This window comes from Pseudoalteromonas sp. Of7M-16 (assembly GCF_022347805.1).
Taxonomy (GTDB): domain Bacteria; phylum Pseudomonadota; class Gammaproteobacteria; order Enterobacterales; family Alteromonadaceae; genus Pseudoalteromonas; species Pseudoalteromonas luteoviolacea_F.
Map to the genome: position 1 here is coordinate 65,079 of NZ_JAKRFY010000001.1, position 16,454 is coordinate 81,532.

Consider the following 16,454-nt stretch of genomic DNA (forward strand, 5'->3'; position numbering starts at 1 on the left):
TGATGGCGTTACTCATCACAAATAAATGCATCAATTGTGATATGTGCGACCCTGAATGTCCAAATCAGGCCATTTATATGGGCAATAAAATATATGAAATTGATCCCCATAAGTGCACTGAATGTGTTGGTCACTATGACCAACCTACCTGTGTCAGTGTCTGCCCTATCGATTGCATAAAGCCAGACCCTAATCACCGAGAAAGCCTCGACACACTAGCTGAAAAGTACTTACGCTTGACAGGGCAACTAGACACTTAAATTACGAGGCGAGCACCTTCAATCTAGAAGGTGTTTGTCTTTACATCGCAATTATTGCAGCCTCATTGATTATTCGTTCAATTTGTACTCATTTTTTTACAGCCCACCTGATTTAGTGTCAAAGCTCTTATTTTACAATTTTATTACTTCTCGATATACAAGTTAAAGCAGTACAAAAAACAATCAAGAGGATACAACATGAAACGACACATAATCACCTTGGGCACGACCTTTGGGGTACTCTTACTCACAGCTTCAGAAACTAAGGCACAAGGTCAGCACCTAGATATTCCCGATTTTCAATTTGAAAAGTCTCAGATCCAACAATTGGCCATCAACCCTCTGATCCAAGTGGATGAGTCACAATTTATCTTTACTGATGAACTACTCAATGAAGATTGGCAATCTCTGTTATACAGCACCGCACCACACCTCATCGACCATCAAGAGGCCCTATTGCATTGGGCTGGGTACACCAGTATCAACCCTAAACTACTTCTCGCGCTGATGGAGCAAGCCAGTCAGGTACTTAGCCAACCAAATAAGGCCGCTATAACAAAACCTTTCGCTAATTGGTCCGATAAAACCGGGTTTGAAGCGCAACTTGAAGACGTAGCACTGAAACTGAGTCAACGTTTTTACGCATTTGAAATGTATGCAACTAAGCATAAATCTGTAACCAGCAACTCTGCGACAGCGGCACTATCAAGCCTATTGGGAGACGCAAATGCTCTGGCTCCCTTAGCACAGCTTTACAGCACCGCCTTTGCAACACATTTATTATCACCTCAACAAGTTCGGTTTGAAGCTAAATCTGTTGCGCCTAAAGTAAACTTTTCAATGAACTTACCTTGGCCTTCAGGTTACGCTTGGTACAGTGGCGGTGCCCATTCCAATACCGGCTCTGGTTACCCGTACTCTTCTCTTGATTTTAATAATGGTTCTGGTGGCTGGGGATCAAACACTCCTTGGGTACAGGCGGCCCATGGCGGAAAAGTGACACGTTATTCAGCATGTAATATCAGAGTCACCCACTCAAGCGGATACTCGACTCAGTATTACCATATGGACAACTTACAATATAGTACTGGAGACTATATTTCAGCGGGTGATTGGTTAGGTAGATATGCAAACAATCGCAATATGGCTCTTTGCCAAGGGGGACAATCGAGCGGACCACATGTCCACTTTTCACTCCTATACAATGGTCGTTTTATCTCCTTACACAACGCCTATATCAGTGGCTACCGTATCGATGTAGGTAATTATAACTATGACGGTAATTGTTACCGTTTTTACTTCGAGAAAAACGGTTATAAAACATGTGCTTGGTCAAGACTCTATCACTAGGATAAACAAACTTTAAGTTGTCTTGTTAGGCCGCATTCTCAAACGGCCTAACATTTATTGTAAACCGCCCAATTGAATTGACATGCCTTCCAATTCCTTCAGAGCATTTAATCATACTTTATAACTAAATAATGATACAGCCACAGCAAATTGAAAATTAAAGCTAAACTTATTGTGAAAAATATGTATATTTAAAGTAATAGGAACAATAAAAGGTCGTCTAAAAACATGAAAGCGATTCAAACTAGCAACAAGGAAGTTAGTCTATTTGTTTTAACCCACAACAAAACGGATACTCAAGACTTTGAATTTATCCGTTTCGTGAAAATACTGGAAGCAACCAGTAATCAAATTAAAATAGATACTCGCCTGCCTGACACACCGCTACGGGCACAACATCATTTATACTTGGTAGATATTAGCCACCGAGAATGCCAAGATTTACTTAGTGCAGAAGTCAGTGCCTTGGCGGCACAACAAAATGTATTGTTATTTAACGCTCAGCCGAGCTTAGTTAATGAGCAAACTGCGCTTCTTGCACGAATTAAAGGCGTAATTTACCAAAACACGTCAGCAGAAAATATTTTCAAAGGGATCCAACGCGTGCTTAATGGCGAATTGTGGTTTTGCCGCACCTCTATCTCTCAGGCCTTTAACGAACTGATCCAACAAATACCCAATATCCCTCGTCCACAATCTCTGGATATTCAAGACTCTGAACTCGAGTTGCTGACTGCTCGGGAAAAATCAGTCATTAAATTATTGGCCAGCGGTGCGAAAAATGACGATATAGCAGATTCGCTCAATATCAGTAGCCACACCGTCAAAACCCATATTTACAGCGCCTTTAAAAAAACCAACTCTCGCAATCGTATAGAGTTGGCAAACTGGGCACAAAAACATATTCCTCTTAACTCTGCTCCGGTCTCAATACAGCGTCATTAACTACCCTTGGTAAGGCAGCAATAGCTTGCTCTTTTGCTGCCCAAACTCCCCTATCTATTCCCTGCTCCACCAGCATAGTTAACGCCTTTTCAATAGCTTGTGTCACACAAATATGCATAGGCTCATTTTCACTAAAACCCGCTTCAGCTTCAGCCAGTCGCTTGTAACTCACATAGCGGAAAAAACCAGCGCGCACCTCCATTGAGAGCACCTTTTTCGTTGTCGCAACCGACAATAATACCTGACCGGTCCGCACATCCACAGCTCGTAAATAAATTGAGATCACGTCTTCACGGTATAACTCCGAAGCACCAATACCAAAATACTCCATGCCTAAGCCGCCCGTTTTTACATTTGAGTCATAGCTAATGATCCCGCCTTCAAAAATGATTTTTGCCATCGTTAAAGGGGGTAGCTGCGCTGATTTTTTTTGCTCATCTGTCATTGCTGCACGAGTAATTTTTCGCTCTGTTAGTAAATTCTGCAACCCTTCACGCTCTACCGGAATAAACCACTCTGTTTCATGTAATGCTTGCATCAGAATAGAGTTGGCCCCTTGAGTTACTGCCGTTGAGAATGAACTGACATTATCCTTTGGTTTGTATTGACCAGTTTGATCTCGAAATGAATACACTGCGACAGGGATCCTACCTCGCGGCTCGGGGAGTGCTTTAAGCGACTGAAACTCATGGCTTTGCTCTAATGCTTCAGGCAAGCTTTGATCCGGCGGTAACACAGCCCCAATACTGCTACACCCAGCGAGGAACACTAAACAACATACTGCAACTACTTTATACATTAGCCAAACCTCGGCACTTCAATGATAGTGGTATCTCCATTATCGATATGTTTGATCTGCACCGTTATTGAATCAGGTGTACTCGTGATTACTTGTATTTCATAGTCGCCACTTGTAAATGTTGAGTCTTCATTAAAAATGCTGTCTTCTACATCGTCGCCAAATGCCATGTCAGAAATCTCTCGCACCATACGGTTGAGGTATGTCCGCTCTAACGATTCTTGAAATCGCTCTCCGTAAGACTTTTCGATAATTGGCGCACGATGTTTATTTTGTGCATTGGCTTTATTGAGTAGCATATTTGCATTTAGTGGATTACCACCAAATGAAGGGTTAATGGGTTTGTAAACAATCTCCGTTGCTGATGCACTCAGAGTGAAAAAAGATAAATAGACCAATATTGTTGTTTTCATTACTACCATCCACTTTCCGCTAAATCAGGAGAACCTTGTTGATAGCGATCACTGGCCATGGCATCCATAACCGCAAATAGCGCAGCTTCAACTCGCTCATCCATAGGGCCCCCGCGACGTCCCATTGCCGTACTGTAAACTAAACGACGATTCATGCGCACATCTAATCGAGTACCAGCACGAGGTAATACAGTTTCTTTTATCGTGATATTTACACCAGAAGTATTAGGCAGTTCTCGCCAAAGTTGTGAGAAGTCATAATAAAATTGATAACCAAAGCGACTAATACTTTGGTCCATAACCAGGCCGCCTAATTCAACTTCTTCAGTCTGTTTGGATGTTTGTGCAATTGAGGTGCTACACAGGCCAAACAGTATCAACATGCATAATAAGTGTTTCATAATAGTCAGGGGGCAAAGCCCCCTCTTGTATTATTACTGTTGTGTCACTGTCGCGACGTTATTGTCACCAATTTGTGTAATACGCAAAGTTTGCGCATTGCCAGTAACACCACCTTCAACCAAGTTACCATTACCTGTTTGGCTGATAGACACAATATTGTCATTGCCAGCTACCACAAAGCCGCCAGATTCAATACCCGCAACAAAGTTATTGCTGCCATCTTGCGCTAAGTCAATTGAGTTATTGCCACCTTCAAGCAATAAATCGATCACGTTGAGCTCACCAGCTTGTGCAATATCAATTTGGTTGTTTGAGCTTGCTACCGCGTATCCCATGGTAATTGCAGTGCTATTACCAATGTCATTTTGTACAACAGTTACATCATTGTTGTTAGCTTCAATACTTGGATCAGGCTCTGAGGATTGTAGTAAAAACTCATTTTGACTACCGTTTTGAACAAGGTCTACGTCGTTGTCATCACCATTAAAGAGCGCAATGTGGGCATCATTTTGCTCACCAATTTGCATGGTTGTGATCTCGTTATTGTCGCCCGCTAGACCGACATAAAGCGTGTTCAGACCCGCATCTTGATTAAGCGCTTGCTGTGCACTCGTAACAGTGTTGTTATCACCTTGAATATCTACACCGACAGAGGAGTCATCGCCTCGTTGAGTCACAGTGACATCATTGTCACTTCCTTGGAACAGGCCACTTTCAAACTTAATTTTGTTGCCTTCTTGATCTACCTGTAAGTCATTGTCGCTACCTACAATGCCAGCAACATTGATGGTGTTGTCATTACCTTCACTTTGTTCAAATTCAATGTCATTGTCATTGCCAGTTACTTGACCAATTTCTATGCGGTGATCCTCGCCTATTTGCGACACTTCAATATCATTATCATCACCAACGAGTGTTTCAATTTCTACCTTATTGAATACGCCATTTTGATCAATTGTAAAGGCGTTTTGGTCACCCGTTACATTATTCAAATGCACTTCATGCCAACTGCCTGATTGAGTACTTGTGACAGTATTCTGGTTGCCTTGCATGTTTTTGTTATACATCCAATGACCGCCAGTGCTTTGCGACACGCGTACATCGTTTTCATCACCATTGATGACATTGATAACTTCATTGTTGATACCAAAGTAACCTTCACCTGTTTGTGCCACCGCAAGTTGGTTGCTGTTACCTGTCAACGTTGTTTCAACGCCGTGAGAGTCACCGTCTTGGGTATAGCTTTGAATATTGCTATCACCCGTTGTTGTTACAAGTATTGCGTGGCTTGTGCCCGTTTGGTTCGTCGTGGTTTCATTGAAGTTACCAGTTGTAGTTACGTTCGCCTGGTTACTTGTCCCCTCTTGGAAACTCACCTGTGAATTACCGCCCAATGATGAGTTTTGTGTGAGCGTTAACGAATTTCCTGATGTCAGGCCTCTTTCTATTTGACTCAAGTTAGAAATAGATTGTGTTTTGCCTGTCTCTTGTACCGTTTGAGCTGCAACTGATTGAGTAAATGCAACGGCCAACGCGCAGCTAATTAATGATTTAGAAAACTTCACACTTTTCTCCTTAGTGTTTTAGAGTTTTAATTTTGGTTTTAGTACCTGATATGCTTCACATTTATTGAAATTAACTGCGCGAAAATTCGTCGTTGCCGGGACAAAAAAACTCAAACTAAAATAAAGTGCATTCGCTATACAAAGTACTACTAATTAAAGTTGATCTATTCCAGTTCATAACAACTTGAGAATAAATCATGATGCGTCCTGTTCTTATTTAGAAGTTCTTTAATTATTGGTTTGTCACTTTTTGATCTAATTCAGTATTTATTCTGTTGAAACTGAGTAGACTGGAAAGCAAGTCACGTATTCACTCTAATTTGCTATTTGATGAAGATAAATGAGAAATTTTATTGAATAAATTACTCTACTATAATCATAAACTTATATTAAATTATCAATTTTATGTAAGTAACTCCCTCTCCCAATACCAAAAAAGTATGAGCGAAAAAAGGACAAAAAAACTGTGCCCTAAGTGACTGCAAATACCAAAAAAGCATGAGTCATAGCTAAAAAGCATACATAAAAGCCACAAAAAAACATGAAATTTAACTATTGAACTAATTTCAATTTGATGTCCACTAATTCTCTATATTAGGTTTTAAGACGTTGCCCAAAATGATGTCGTCATCAGTTCTTAGAAGAAGTCACAAAAAAGTAGTCGTGCTCACATGCACAACTTCTAACCACTTAGAACAACTAATATTGGAAGAATGATGAAAACTAAACTTACAGCTTTAACTCTGGCACTCACGCCATTGCTTGCCTTTAATTCACACGCAGCAGTGCAAATTCAATCTACAACACAAACTATTGATGACAGTGTACTCGTAGTATTTAAAGACAATGCCAGTGTTGCCATGCGTGCTCAAGCTCGACAACTCGTCAAAGCTCGTATTTCCGATAGCAATGCCGATGAAAAAGATGACAACTATAAGAATGTTTTGAACGGCCGATTAGCCAAGTTTGACTTAGATGGCATGACGCCCAAGCAAGCTATCAAACTACTAGAAAAACACCCTGCTGTTTCATATGTTGAACCAAACTATATCGTCACGGCTCTGGCTATTCCTGACGACAGCCGCTTTGATGAACTTTGGGGTTTACACAATACCGGACAAACTGGCGGCACTAATGATGCTGATATTAATGCCCCAGAAGCATGGGACATCAGTATCGGTTCTCGCGACGTCATTGTCGGTGTTATCGATACCGGTGTAGATTACAACCACCCAGATCTGGCAGCAAACATGTGGCTCAACCCTGGTGAAATTGCTGGCGATGGTGTTGACAACGATGGTAATGGCTATGTCGATGATGTATATGGTATCAACGCAATCACCGATAGCGGTGACCCGATGGATGACCAAGGCCATGGTACTCACGTGTCTGGTACCATTGGTGCTACCGGGAACAATGCACTAGGTGTTGTCGGTGTTAACCACGAAGTTTCCATCGTCGGTTGTAAGTTCTTAAACTCTTCAGGTAGTGGTTCTACTGGCGATGCGATTAAGTGTATTGACTATATGGTAGGGCTAAAAAATGCAGGTCATAATGTCAGTGTTCTGAACAACAGCTGGGGCGGTGGTGGCTTCAACCAAGCGCTTTACGATTCAATCTCAGCGAGCGAACAAGCTGGTATTTTATTCGTCGCAGCGGCAGGTAACAGTGCAAGAGACAATGATGTTTCACCCGGTTACCCGTCAAGCTATGATCACGATAGTGTCCTTGCCGTCGCATCAACAACCCACACAGACAGCATGTCTTCGTTCTCACAGTGGGGACTTACGTCTGTCGATTTAGGTGCACCTGGTAGCAATGTGTTATCAACAGTACCCGGTGGTGGCTATTCGTCTTTTTCTGGTACTTCAATGGCAACACCTCATGTAGCTGGTGCGGCTGCATTGGCACTGGCAGTGAACCCAAGCCTGACAACTCTTGAACTAAAAAATCTTCTAATGGAATCAGGCAAGCCAATCGCCGCATTAGATGGTAAAACAGTGTCAGGTAAACGACTTGACGCACACCAAGCACTGATAGACGCAGATCCAGAGCCAGGCTTTAGAGTGATTGCCACACCGATATCGCAACAGGTAACCGCTGGAGAAAATGCTGATTATCAGCTGACGTTCAATTCAATTGCTAATTGGGATGGTGACATCGCGTTGACAGCAAGCGGCGACTTAAATGGTGTCACACTGTCAAAGACAACAGTAAAGCCTGGTGATACCGCAGTGCTTAGTGTACCAACCACAGCGGAAACTGCATGGGGCGATTATAGCTTCACAGTTGATGCGACTTCTGGTCAGCTCAGTCAACAAAAACAGGTGTCTCTAACTGTACTACCTCAAGGGTTGCGTGATTTCACCTATGACAATACGACCAGTGTAGACATACCTGATAACAATCAAGCTGGTGTAGAGTCAAAGATCAACATCGTGGACCCTATCACTATTTTTGGCTCTAGCGTGGCATTAAACATCAGCCATACATATATTAGTGACCTATTGGTAACGCTCACATCACCAGCGGGCACTGTCGCAACTTTGCACAATCGTACCGGTGGCGGCGCTGATGACATCGTCGGTAACTTTGCTTCAGATGCGTTTAATGGAGAAGTGGCAACAGGTGAGTGGACATTAAAAGTCGTGGACAATGCGACTTTAGACACAGGTACTTTGAATAACTGGTCTGTGACTCTTACAGGTATTGGTGAGATCGCTGATCAACCACCTGTCTCTGGTTTCAATTTTGTTCGTGAAGGACTAAACGTCACCTTTACTGACACCAGTACAGATGTCAACGATGACATTGTCAGTCGAGCATGGGACTTTGGCGATGGAAACGTCAGTGATCAACAAAACCCTATCCATACTTTCGCTGCCTCTGGTACATATGACGTTGCCTTGACTGTAACTGACAGTAAGGGAAATACCCATACAAGCACACAATCTGTGATAGTAAGCTCAGATAATCCACAACTTGAAATCGTCCGTGCGAATAAAACACGTTTGGGTTCAATCCGAGTTGAATTAAAATGGAGCGGCTCTACTGCCGAGCAGGTTTCAATTTACCGTGACGGACAATTGATCCGCACAGTCAATAACACAGGTAAATTCCGTGACTTCTCTCGCAATGCAGCCGCAACAAGTTACACCTACAAGCTGTGTCAAGATGGTGACATTTGTTCACCGGAAGTGACTGTTAACTTTCAATAACATAAGCGAGTGAACGCTAGGTAACCTAGCGCTCGTTATCTGCACGGCTATTGTGGCCGTGCAGACTTAAATACCTCACCTAAACTAGCAAATTCAGCACCACCCAACCTCGCCAACGGGTCTAATTTCAATGCATCAACTTTGCTGCGCGCTTTTTCATCCAGTTGAACAATTTCATCATCAATATAAGCCTGTGTTACTTCTACAAACACTAACTTCATGGGCAGCTCCCCCATTTCAACCACTTTATGTAGTTTGCACGCGAACGCTACTTTTACTTTTTCTAGTCTGGGCAGAGGTGAGTCGGGAAAATCAACCAATGCCAAATCAAGTAGATCTAACTCTGACTCATCATTTGGCAGTGATGCCGCCGATTGAGTAACCTCATGAGCCAAGGCGCTGTCGGCAATGTGAATAATTAACTCTTCTGTCGCTTCAACATTTACCACAGAGTCTTTGTACTCTCCTGTTGGTTTTTGTCCCACTGCATACATTAAAATGGCCGGATCAGAGCTGATCGCAGTGAAGTAAGAAAAAGGCGCTAAATTTAATACCCCTTGCGTGTTTTTCGATAGTACCCAAGCAATGGGTCTAGGGACCACGGTTTGGGTCAGAGTGTGGTAAACACGATTTGGTGATAGTTCCTTGAAATTTAATATCATCCCAATTGCCTCAAAGAAATAAAGCAGCATATGTTAGCCTGCTATTTTTGTACATAGAAAATAACAGGCTATGGCGGTCTTCATCGCTGGCACAAGCGTTCGAACTAAAGTAATTGTGCTAATCGCCCCGTTTGCACAAATCCACCTATTAACCCAGCAGAGCCACCTATTACGCCTAAACACCAACCAAGCATGCCATATTTTTGTTGTTTTGCGAGACGCTGATAAGCGCTTTTATCAAGCTCAGCTTGCTGTAATAAACGACGCTTATTGGCGACGGCCATCAATAACGTGAAGCGCGTCACGCCAATCAACAAAAATACAAAACTCAACGATGGCAACAGCCAGCCTGAACTAAATTCGTAACACACCATCATGATAGCGACACTTGCGATGATCCACAGGTTGGTGATTTTTCTCGCGCGATGTAATTGTGCGACGACCGCTATATCATCAAAATGCTTGAGGGCACGTTTTGCACTTAGGTCGTTGGCCAGTAATGCCAATATTCCCCCGGTGACGGCACCTCCTAATAGACTAATAAACTGCCAAAACCACGATGTCTGATAACCTGACATAATTGTACTTACCGTCATTGCAGCTGCCGGTGGGGCTGTCACTGCAAGAGACATCACCATGGATGACAACCCTACCGGTGCCGTTGCCAAAATCACTTTGCCATATTTTGCCAAAATTTGACTCTTGAGTTGCCGACGTACCCGCTCAAGGCGCTTTCTTACAACCGCTTCATTAAGCCCAAGTAATACGCTGACAGCATGCGTGCTTTGCTCTTCTCGATAGTACAGTAAAACCACTTCCCGACTTTCATCGGGCAACGAATCTACAAAGTGGTAGAGGACTTGGTTTTGTTGTTGCTGAACAAGTGATGAGTCTAGGGGCATACTGCCATCAAAGAGCTGATTTAATTGTACCTCTGCACAAGCTGAACTCACTTGGTGTTGCTCTATCGCTCCTAAATCTCTTAGATGGTTTATCGCCGTATAGCGTGTAAGCTGCCTGATCCAAGGCAGTATACTGGCATTATTCTTGAGCTCCCCTAGCTTTTGCCAAACCTTAATAAATACTTTTTGGCTGACGTCCTCACTGTGATTCACATCTTTAGTGATCGCCAATGCGATGCTACTGACCACGTTCGAGAGCTGATCAATCAGTGTGGAAAACGCTTTTTGATCTCCTGACTTTGCAGCCTCAACTAATTTTTCCAGTTGTGTATCTACGTTCATTCCCTTACCTCCTTGCTAGCCACAGTGAAACAGCATAGTGATTTACCGACTTTATCATATGTTTTCCTTTTTAATGGTTGCTATAGATAAAGTCCCGGTGGATAAACAAACTGTGACATTTTTTATTAATTCATGAATGGAGGGTTGAAGTGGCATAACACTGTGCAGCCCGTCACAGCGCTTATATGCTATTGGTCAATGGGGCACAATATAGTAAAGCATGTGCCAGAGTGCCCGCTTTGCGACTGTAATTCAATTTTGCCATTGAATTCATTTTTGATGATATTGTATAAACGGCCAAGCCCTAAGCCACCACTGCCCTTGCCCAATGCATGTGCTGCAAAAGGAACAAAAATGTTCTTCGCCATTGTTTGCTCTATCCCACAGCCATTATCACAATAAATAAGTTGGACCATGTGCCCCGCATCTATGATATTTGCACTTATTTCAATATGCCCTGTTTGCGCTGCGGTAAAGCCATGCTTAATCGAGTTGTCTATCAACTTACTCAGTACCTCATCCATCGCTTCTGCAGAGCCATGTAAAGATATATTTGGATCGATATTCAACGCATAGGTCACCTTGTTGTCTGCAAAGCGCACTGCAAATTTTTCTAGTACTTGTGTGCCAAGTTGAGATAATGAAAAGACATTGCGCTGCGTATCTGTTTCATGCCGATAACCTAGACCTTGAAACTTCTCACTCAACGCCACCAACTTGTCTACGCTCGCACTATTTGACTGTAAGCTCATTTGAATCACATCAAGTGTTTCAAGCAAGCTGGTCTTTTTCAGCTGGTCATGATTAATAGCATACAACAAAGCCTCTATTTTTGATTTCATAACCGACTCTGCAATTGCAATATTGCCAATCGGCGTATTGATCTCATGAGCCATGCCCACCACCATATTGGTCATAGACGCCATTTTTTCCGCTTCAACCAGCTCACTCTGGGTTTGTTGCAGTGCTAATAAAGAGGCCTGCAATTTAGTTGTTTGATCGGTCAGTTCTTGATTGGCAACTTGCAATTCTGCTGTTTTTAATGCCACCTTTTCATCTAAAGTCATGTTTGAGATTTTTAACTTTTGCTCAGCTTCTTTGAGCTCAGTAATATCGGTGATCACGCCCTCAATGCTCTGCTGATTATCACTATAACCACCACGCTCAATCATCCATCGTACACCTCCGGCGCGATGGATGACTCTGTAAATTACCTTAAATTTTCCTGTGGTCTCTAGCTCATCTTGGATCACCTGCCACACCATACCTTGATCATCTGGATAAATAATATCGGCAAATGCCAGCGCTTTATTGTCGATAAAGTCTTCAGCGAGGTAACCTGTGACAGCTTCTATCGCACCGTTTAAGTACAACATTGTCCAATATTTGTCATTTTTGCAGCGATAAACGATTGAGGGGATTTTATCTACCAGCGCCTGATAACGTTGCTTTTCCTGTGCAAGGGTTTGCGAAATATCTTTAAGATGTCTGACATATGCTTTGTTGCGACGATGGAAAAACGCAAACAACACAGTCAAAATGATGACCTCAACTGCAATACTAATAAACGCCATTGTTTGCAGCGCGGTAAAAGCTTGTTCAATTTTATCTGTGGCGGGTTCAAGTGGCATTGAGGTGAGTAAAACCCACCCTTGAGAATCAATAACCGACATAGTGAACAGTCGCGATTTATAGGCTAGATACGACTCACTGTGCGCCCAAAGTTTTTGATACGCCTCATACCACACGCCGCGCTCAAATGTTTTAAAGTCTTCCGCGTCCCCGGCTTGCATCAAGCTTTCAATATCAGATGCAACAATTTCACTTTTTTCGTTTAACAAAATAAAAGCACTATATTGCTCCCCTTTTAGCAACTTTGCGTTATCCAGCAAGCTCTGTAAGGTAATGTCATGCCCAACAGTGCCATACCATTTATCTTCGATATAAACTGGCGTTACAGCAGACAACATCAATAGTTTAGGAATTGGGTCCTCCACCAAAGGGGTCCAGTAGGTACCCGGTGGGGCGTTTGGCACTAACCACGGTGTGCCCTTATAGCTAAACCCAGCTTGCGCTTTGAAAACGAAATCAGGCACTTCGGGCCAATAAATAACAATGCCACCGGTTTGATTCATAAACCAAGTATCAGAAAATTGATTCGACAAAGCCCCCTGACCAAAGGTCTCAACAATTTGTTTTGCCGTTAATAACCTTTGAGACTGTTTTGCTGACAGCTCGCTACCCGGTGGTAAATAAATACCAGCTTGGTGAAAACCATCAAACCCACTTTTGCGCGTCCGCTGTGAGCCATCAGGGTACGGTTGGATAAGTTCCGATAACTGCTTACCTAAAGTTGGATAACCTTGTTCTAAGCGTAATTGCAAAGCCCTTGCTAAGCGCCCCGATGATTCAGATGCATACTGTAACCTTTGCTCAATTTGCTCAGCGATAAACCCCGCTTGCCAGGCCCGTTGCTCTTTGATCTCATTAAGTTCTTTGTTGATCAATTTTGACTGTTCTGACATGCTGAAATAAAGCAATACTGACAATACCAGTAATGCCGAAATAGCCGGGACAAACCACGGGGTTGTACGATACTTTACGCCCATATGCGCTCTTGTGGTGCCCAACCCAATAACTCGGCACGCTTTAATTGACTAGAATTCATATTTCATCTAACCACTTATGCATTTACTTAATCATTGTCAAAAACGCTAATTTTTCAAATTAATCCTGCAACTCCGTCTTAGCATTGCTATGAGTAGAGGAAATTGATGACATCTAAAAATTGTATAGTGCAGTGATCAAACGCATTATGCGCGACGATACGGATTGGGGTAATGGTAAGTTTTATAAACGCTGGCGTGTGAACGTTAGCACACCCGGGAGTGTGCTTGTAGACAGTCGTCTTTACTCTGACGTTATTGCAAGTTTAATTGGTGAATTGTCATGGATGCTCGACCACCAGCTTTGTCTGTTAAGTCAGGAACAAAATATAACGCAGAAACCGAAGATTTGATGATCCCTCTATCCTTAGACCACACAGGTGTCCAGTCAGGTCGAGTAAATTGCTGTAAGGTTACTCGCTGAGTTTGAGGTGTGAGTGCGCGCGGTAACACCACTTGATAGTGCGCATAACTTTTGTCTCCCTGACCGCCATATTCTTGCTGCGATAATTTAATCACAAGCGGTTGATCACTTTGATAGGTCAATTCGATACTATCTAAGCCATTCAAGTTTCCACTGGGAATATCATAAATTAATTCTACCCAAGAGTTATTTTGCTTATCTACCCTCGGCACACGATCAAAGCCTATTTTAACGCGGTTATTTTGTACCAGAGGTTCGTCGAGTAACACTTGGCTACCGTGCGGGTCGGTTGCATATCGCCAGTCACCCTGATCAAATTTTACTGGGGACTGCGTACTTGTGCACCCGACCAATAGCAACCCACTTAAAAAAGAAACTACACGCATTAAGCTCTCCTTATTCATTTTCTGCGGTGATGATAATTCAACCGCCTCGTTTTAACAGGCAATTGCGTTTAGTCACGATGTGGACTCGATCAAATGCACTCAGAGCTCACCACGTGTGACAATAATTAGCTGCTCACGAAACCACTTGATGGCTTGCTCATCATTGTTTTTTATGTGCCAATATAATTTCATTGCATACGCATCTACAGCAATAGGGGTTTCAAATTTTGATACTTGGAATTGATGACCAATCGCTTTGATGAACTTCCTCGGTGCAGTAAAAATCGCATTCGTTTGCTCTACGATATAGGGCGCGCTGGAAAAGTTTGCGACCTTGTACTGAACTGTCCGAGATAACCCCAGAGCATTTAACGCATCATCCACCATACCTCGCGTATCCTTACCCGTTCCAGCTAATACATGTGGATAGTGACAAAATGCTTTCATGTCTTGAGTCTTCTCCAAAACTGGATGCCCATTTCTGGCAATTGAAACAAAGTCATCTTTGTATAGGATTGTTACCATTAAGCTTGGGTGGCTAGATTCCATAACGCTGATAGAAAAATCAACTTCACCACTTTCAATTTGACTGGCCAGCCCACGCTTATCCAGCTTACAGAACACCACTCTGATCTGTGGCGCAATACCGGCTAGATGTGTTATTAGCGGCGCTGATAACGCTTGCTCAACTAAATCACTGGTAGCGATAAAAAATGTTCGAGTAGACGTTTTTGGTTCAAACTGCTCTTGGAAAAGAATGTTTTTTTCAAAGTCGTTCAGCCACCTATTTAACTGCGGCTTTAATGTCTCGGCACGCGGAGTCATGACCAACTGGTTGCCCTGTCGAATTACCAGTGAATCGTTGAAGCTGTGGCGGAGTTTTTTTAGCGTATGACTAACCGCTGATTGCGTTAACCCTGCGCGTTCTCCTGCCCGTGTTAAGTTTTTTGTTTCAAAGATAATCTGCAACAACCTAAGTTGGTTTAGTTCAATATCCGAGATATTTGCCATTGGGCCGTCTCAACCATTAATAATATTCATGATTATATTAAGCTAATTAATTTCAATAATGAAGAGGGAGTTTATATGCTGTTTTACATCGCAATCACCTACAGATAAAGCATAGGAAATACAATGAAATTAAATACCTTAATCGCGCTGGGCGCTTTGACATTAAGTCCACTAGCTCTTGCAGACGAAATTTTAGTGGTTATGTCTGATACGCATAAAATGACTTTAAAAAAAGGCACAGAATATAAAACCGGTGTGTATCTCAATGAGTTGATGGAGCCCGTAAAACTATTCTTAGAGGCTGGTCACACCCTTACCTTTGCGACACCAAAAGGCATGGCCCCTAGGTTAGACCCTGTGTCAGATACACCAGACCATTTTTTAGATACCAGCAAAGCCAATTACAACTCACATAAGGCGCTGTTTAATCAACTTATGATTGATGATAAAACGTACAGCCCAGTTGTCAGTTTTTCACGTATCGAACAAATAGGCGTTGATAAGTTTGACGCCATATTTGTTCCAGGAGGCCACGCGCCACTCGGGGATTTAGTCGCCAACCCAAAATTAGGCGTTTTTTTAAAACACTTCAATGCAGCACAAAAGCCGACAGGATTAGTCTGCCACGGCCCTGTTGCACTTTTATCTGCGCTGCCTGATGCAAAAGCGTTTGAGACACAAATGAAGCTAGGCAAAGAACCGACATCTACAAAAGGTTGGATATATGAAGGGTATAAAATGACCACTTTCAGTAATTCAGAAGAAGCTGTTGCGACACAGTACTATCTTGGTGGGGATGAGCTATTTTACTGGCCACAGGATGCGTTAACTGAGGCTGGCGGCAAGTACGACCGAAGTGAGCAAGACTGGCAACCTCATATTGTTATCGACCGCGAACTGATAACAGGACAGAACAATAAGTCCTCTGTTGGCGTTGCTCAGGCGCTTTTAGATAAGCTTAACAAATAAGCTATTCTCACATTCTTTTATCAGCGTGCTATTGCACGCTTTTTTGATCGCATTTACCATTTATCATCGCCCAAAGCCCGCTTGTCCCCAACCCCTTAAATTCTACTTTGTACTCTGCCTTAACCTATTCTAGATTCTAG

The 16,454-nt window shown here is 42.7% G+C and carries 14 protein-coding genes; 5 read left to right on the plus strand and 9 right to left on the minus strand.

The annotated features are described in order from the left end of the window. Positions 1–2: 2 nt before the first annotated feature. The 3 genes from MHN81_RS00340 (at position 3) to MHN81_RS00350 (ending at position 2,555) form a co-directional block, all read left to right on the plus strand. The gene (locus MHN81_RS00340; protein WP_036976504.1) at positions 3–260 is read left to right on the plus strand and encodes a YfhL family 4Fe-4S dicluster ferredoxin; all 258 of its coding nucleotides are present in this window, start codon (positions 3–5) and stop codon (positions 258–260) included. Between the two features lie 198 nt (positions 261–458). Next, complete coding sequence (locus tag MHN81_RS00345; protein ID WP_023399879.1) at positions 459–1,610, plus strand: M23 family metallopeptidase; 1,152 nt, start codon at positions 459–461, stop codon at positions 1,608–1,610. A gap of 228 nt (positions 1,611–1,838) precedes the next feature. Continuing rightward, positions 1,839–2,555, plus strand: coding sequence for a response regulator transcription factor (locus tag MHN81_RS00350; RefSeq protein ID WP_023399878.1), 717 nt, complete (start codon positions 1,839–1,841; stop codon positions 2,553–2,555). Here MHN81_RS00350 and MHN81_RS00355 read toward each other — a convergent pair. From MHN81_RS00355 to MHN81_RS00370, 4 genes are read right to left on the minus strand one after another with little or no spacing between them, the layout of a single operon-like run. Then, positions 2,521–3,354: a CsgG/HfaB family protein gene (locus tag MHN81_RS00355; RefSeq protein ID WP_023399877.1), complete on the minus strand. Its 834-nt coding sequence runs from the start codon at positions 3,352–3,354 to the stop codon at positions 2,521–2,523. The genes MHN81_RS00350 and MHN81_RS00355 overlap by 35 nt on opposite strands. Beyond that, positions 3,354–3,767, minus strand: a complete 414-nt coding sequence (locus MHN81_RS00360) for a curli assembly protein CsgF (RefSeq protein WP_023399876.1) — start codon at positions 3,765–3,767, stop codon at positions 3,354–3,356. The genes MHN81_RS00355 and MHN81_RS00360 overlap by 1 nt, the downstream gene beginning before the upstream one ends. Positions 3,768–3,769: 2 nt before the next feature. Next, positions 3,770–4,168, minus strand: coding sequence for a curli assembly protein CsgE (locus MHN81_RS00365; protein WP_023399875.1), 399 nt, complete (start codon positions 4,166–4,168; stop codon positions 3,770–3,772). Positions 4,169–4,201: 33 nt separating this feature from the next. Beyond that, positions 4,202–5,734 carry a hypothetical protein gene (locus MHN81_RS00370; protein ID WP_023399874.1) on the minus strand — a complete coding sequence of 511 codons (1,533 nt, stop codon included), beginning with the start codon at positions 5,732–5,734 and terminating at the stop codon, positions 4,202–4,204. 716 nt (positions 5,735–6,450) lie between these two features. On the opposite strand from MHN81_RS00370, the gene MHN81_RS00375 reads away from it, so the two are divergent. Beyond that, complete coding sequence (locus tag MHN81_RS00375) at positions 6,451–8,952, plus strand: S8 family serine peptidase (protein ID WP_239424753.1); 2,502 nt, start codon at positions 6,451–6,453, stop codon at positions 8,950–8,952. A 47-nt stretch (positions 8,953–8,999) separates the two neighbouring features. Here the strand turns inward: MHN81_RS00375 and MHN81_RS00380 are convergent, their stop codons facing one another. The 5 genes from MHN81_RS00380 to MHN81_RS00400 all read right to left on the minus strand — a co-directional run bounded on the left by MHN81_RS00380 (position 9,000) and on the right by MHN81_RS00400 (position 15,345). Then, the gene (locus MHN81_RS00380; protein ID WP_239424754.1) at positions 9,000–9,614 is read right to left on the minus strand and encodes a flavin reductase family protein; all 615 of its coding nucleotides are present in this window, start codon (positions 9,612–9,614) and stop codon (positions 9,000–9,002) included. Positions 9,615–9,718: 104 nt separating this feature from the next. Further along, complete coding sequence (locus MHN81_RS00385) at positions 9,719–10,858, minus strand: sigma-70 family RNA polymerase sigma factor (protein WP_239424755.1); 1,140 nt, start codon at positions 10,856–10,858, stop codon at positions 9,719–9,721. Positions 10,859–11,046: 188 nt separating this feature from the next. Beyond that, positions 11,047–13,467, minus strand: coding sequence for an ATP-binding protein (locus MHN81_RS00390; protein WP_239424756.1), 2,421 nt, complete (start codon positions 13,465–13,467; stop codon positions 11,047–11,049). 312 nt (positions 13,468–13,779) lie between these two features. Continuing rightward, the gene (locus MHN81_RS00395) at positions 13,780–14,334 is read right to left on the minus strand and encodes a hypothetical protein (protein WP_023399869.1); all 555 of its coding nucleotides are present in this window, start codon (positions 14,332–14,334) and stop codon (positions 13,780–13,782) included. A 99-nt stretch (positions 14,335–14,433) separates the two neighbouring features. Beyond that, the gene (locus MHN81_RS00400) at positions 14,434–15,345 is read right to left on the minus strand and encodes a LysR family transcriptional regulator (RefSeq protein WP_239424757.1); all 912 of its coding nucleotides are present in this window, start codon (positions 15,343–15,345) and stop codon (positions 14,434–14,436) included. Between the two features lie 123 nt (positions 15,346–15,468). On the opposite strand from MHN81_RS00400, the gene MHN81_RS00405 reads away from it, so the two are divergent. Beyond that, the gene (locus MHN81_RS00405) at positions 15,469–16,314 is read left to right on the plus strand and encodes a type 1 glutamine amidotransferase domain-containing protein (protein WP_239424758.1); all 846 of its coding nucleotides are present in this window, start codon (positions 15,469–15,471) and stop codon (positions 16,312–16,314) included. Positions 16,315–16,454 lie beyond the last annotated feature (140 nt).

Excerpts from the sequence above, each read along its gene's own strand:
- MHN81_RS00340 (WP_036976504.1), top strand. The coding sequence starts at position 3 with ATGGCGTTACTCATCACAAATAAATGCATCAATTGTGATATGTGCGAC.
- MHN81_RS00345 (WP_023399879.1), top strand. The coding sequence starts at position 459 with ATGAAACGACACATAATCACCTTGGGCACGACCTTTGGGGTACTCTTA.
- MHN81_RS00350 (WP_023399878.1), top strand. The coding sequence starts at position 1,839 with ATGAAAGCGATTCAAACTAGCAACAAGGAAGTTAGTCTATTTGTTTTA.
- MHN81_RS00355 (WP_023399877.1), bottom strand. The coding sequence starts at position 3,354 with ATGTATAAAGTAGTTGCAGTATGTTGTTTAGTGTTCCTCGCTGGGTGT.
- MHN81_RS00360 (WP_023399876.1), bottom strand. The coding sequence starts at position 3,767 with ATGAAAACAACAATATTGGTCTATTTATCTTTTTTCACTCTGAGTGCA.
- MHN81_RS00365 (WP_023399875.1), bottom strand. The coding sequence starts at position 4,168 with ATGAAACACTTATTATGCATGTTGATACTGTTTGGCCTGTGTAGCACC.
- MHN81_RS00375 (WP_239424753.1), top strand. The coding sequence starts at position 6,451 with ATGAAAACTAAACTTACAGCTTTAACTCTGGCACTCACGCCATTGCTT.
- MHN81_RS00380 (WP_239424754.1), bottom strand. The coding sequence starts at position 9,614 with ATGATATTAAATTTCAAGGAACTATCACCAAATCGTGTTTACCACACT.
- MHN81_RS00385 (WP_239424755.1), bottom strand. The coding sequence starts at position 10,858 with ATGAACGTAGATACACAACTGGAAAAATTAGTTGAGGCTGCAAAGTCA.
- MHN81_RS00390 (WP_239424756.1), bottom strand. The coding sequence starts at position 13,467 with ATGGGCGTAAAGTATCGTACAACCCCGTGGTTTGTCCCGGCTATTTCG.
- MHN81_RS00395 (WP_023399869.1), bottom strand. The coding sequence starts at position 14,334 with ATGCGTGTAGTTTCTTTTTTAAGTGGGTTGCTATTGGTCGGGTGCACA.
- MHN81_RS00400 (WP_239424757.1), bottom strand. The coding sequence starts at position 15,345 with ATGGCAAATATCTCGGATATTGAACTAAACCAACTTAGGTTGTTGCAG.
- MHN81_RS00405 (WP_239424758.1), top strand. The coding sequence starts at position 15,469 with ATGAAATTAAATACCTTAATCGCGCTGGGCGCTTTGACATTAAGTCCA.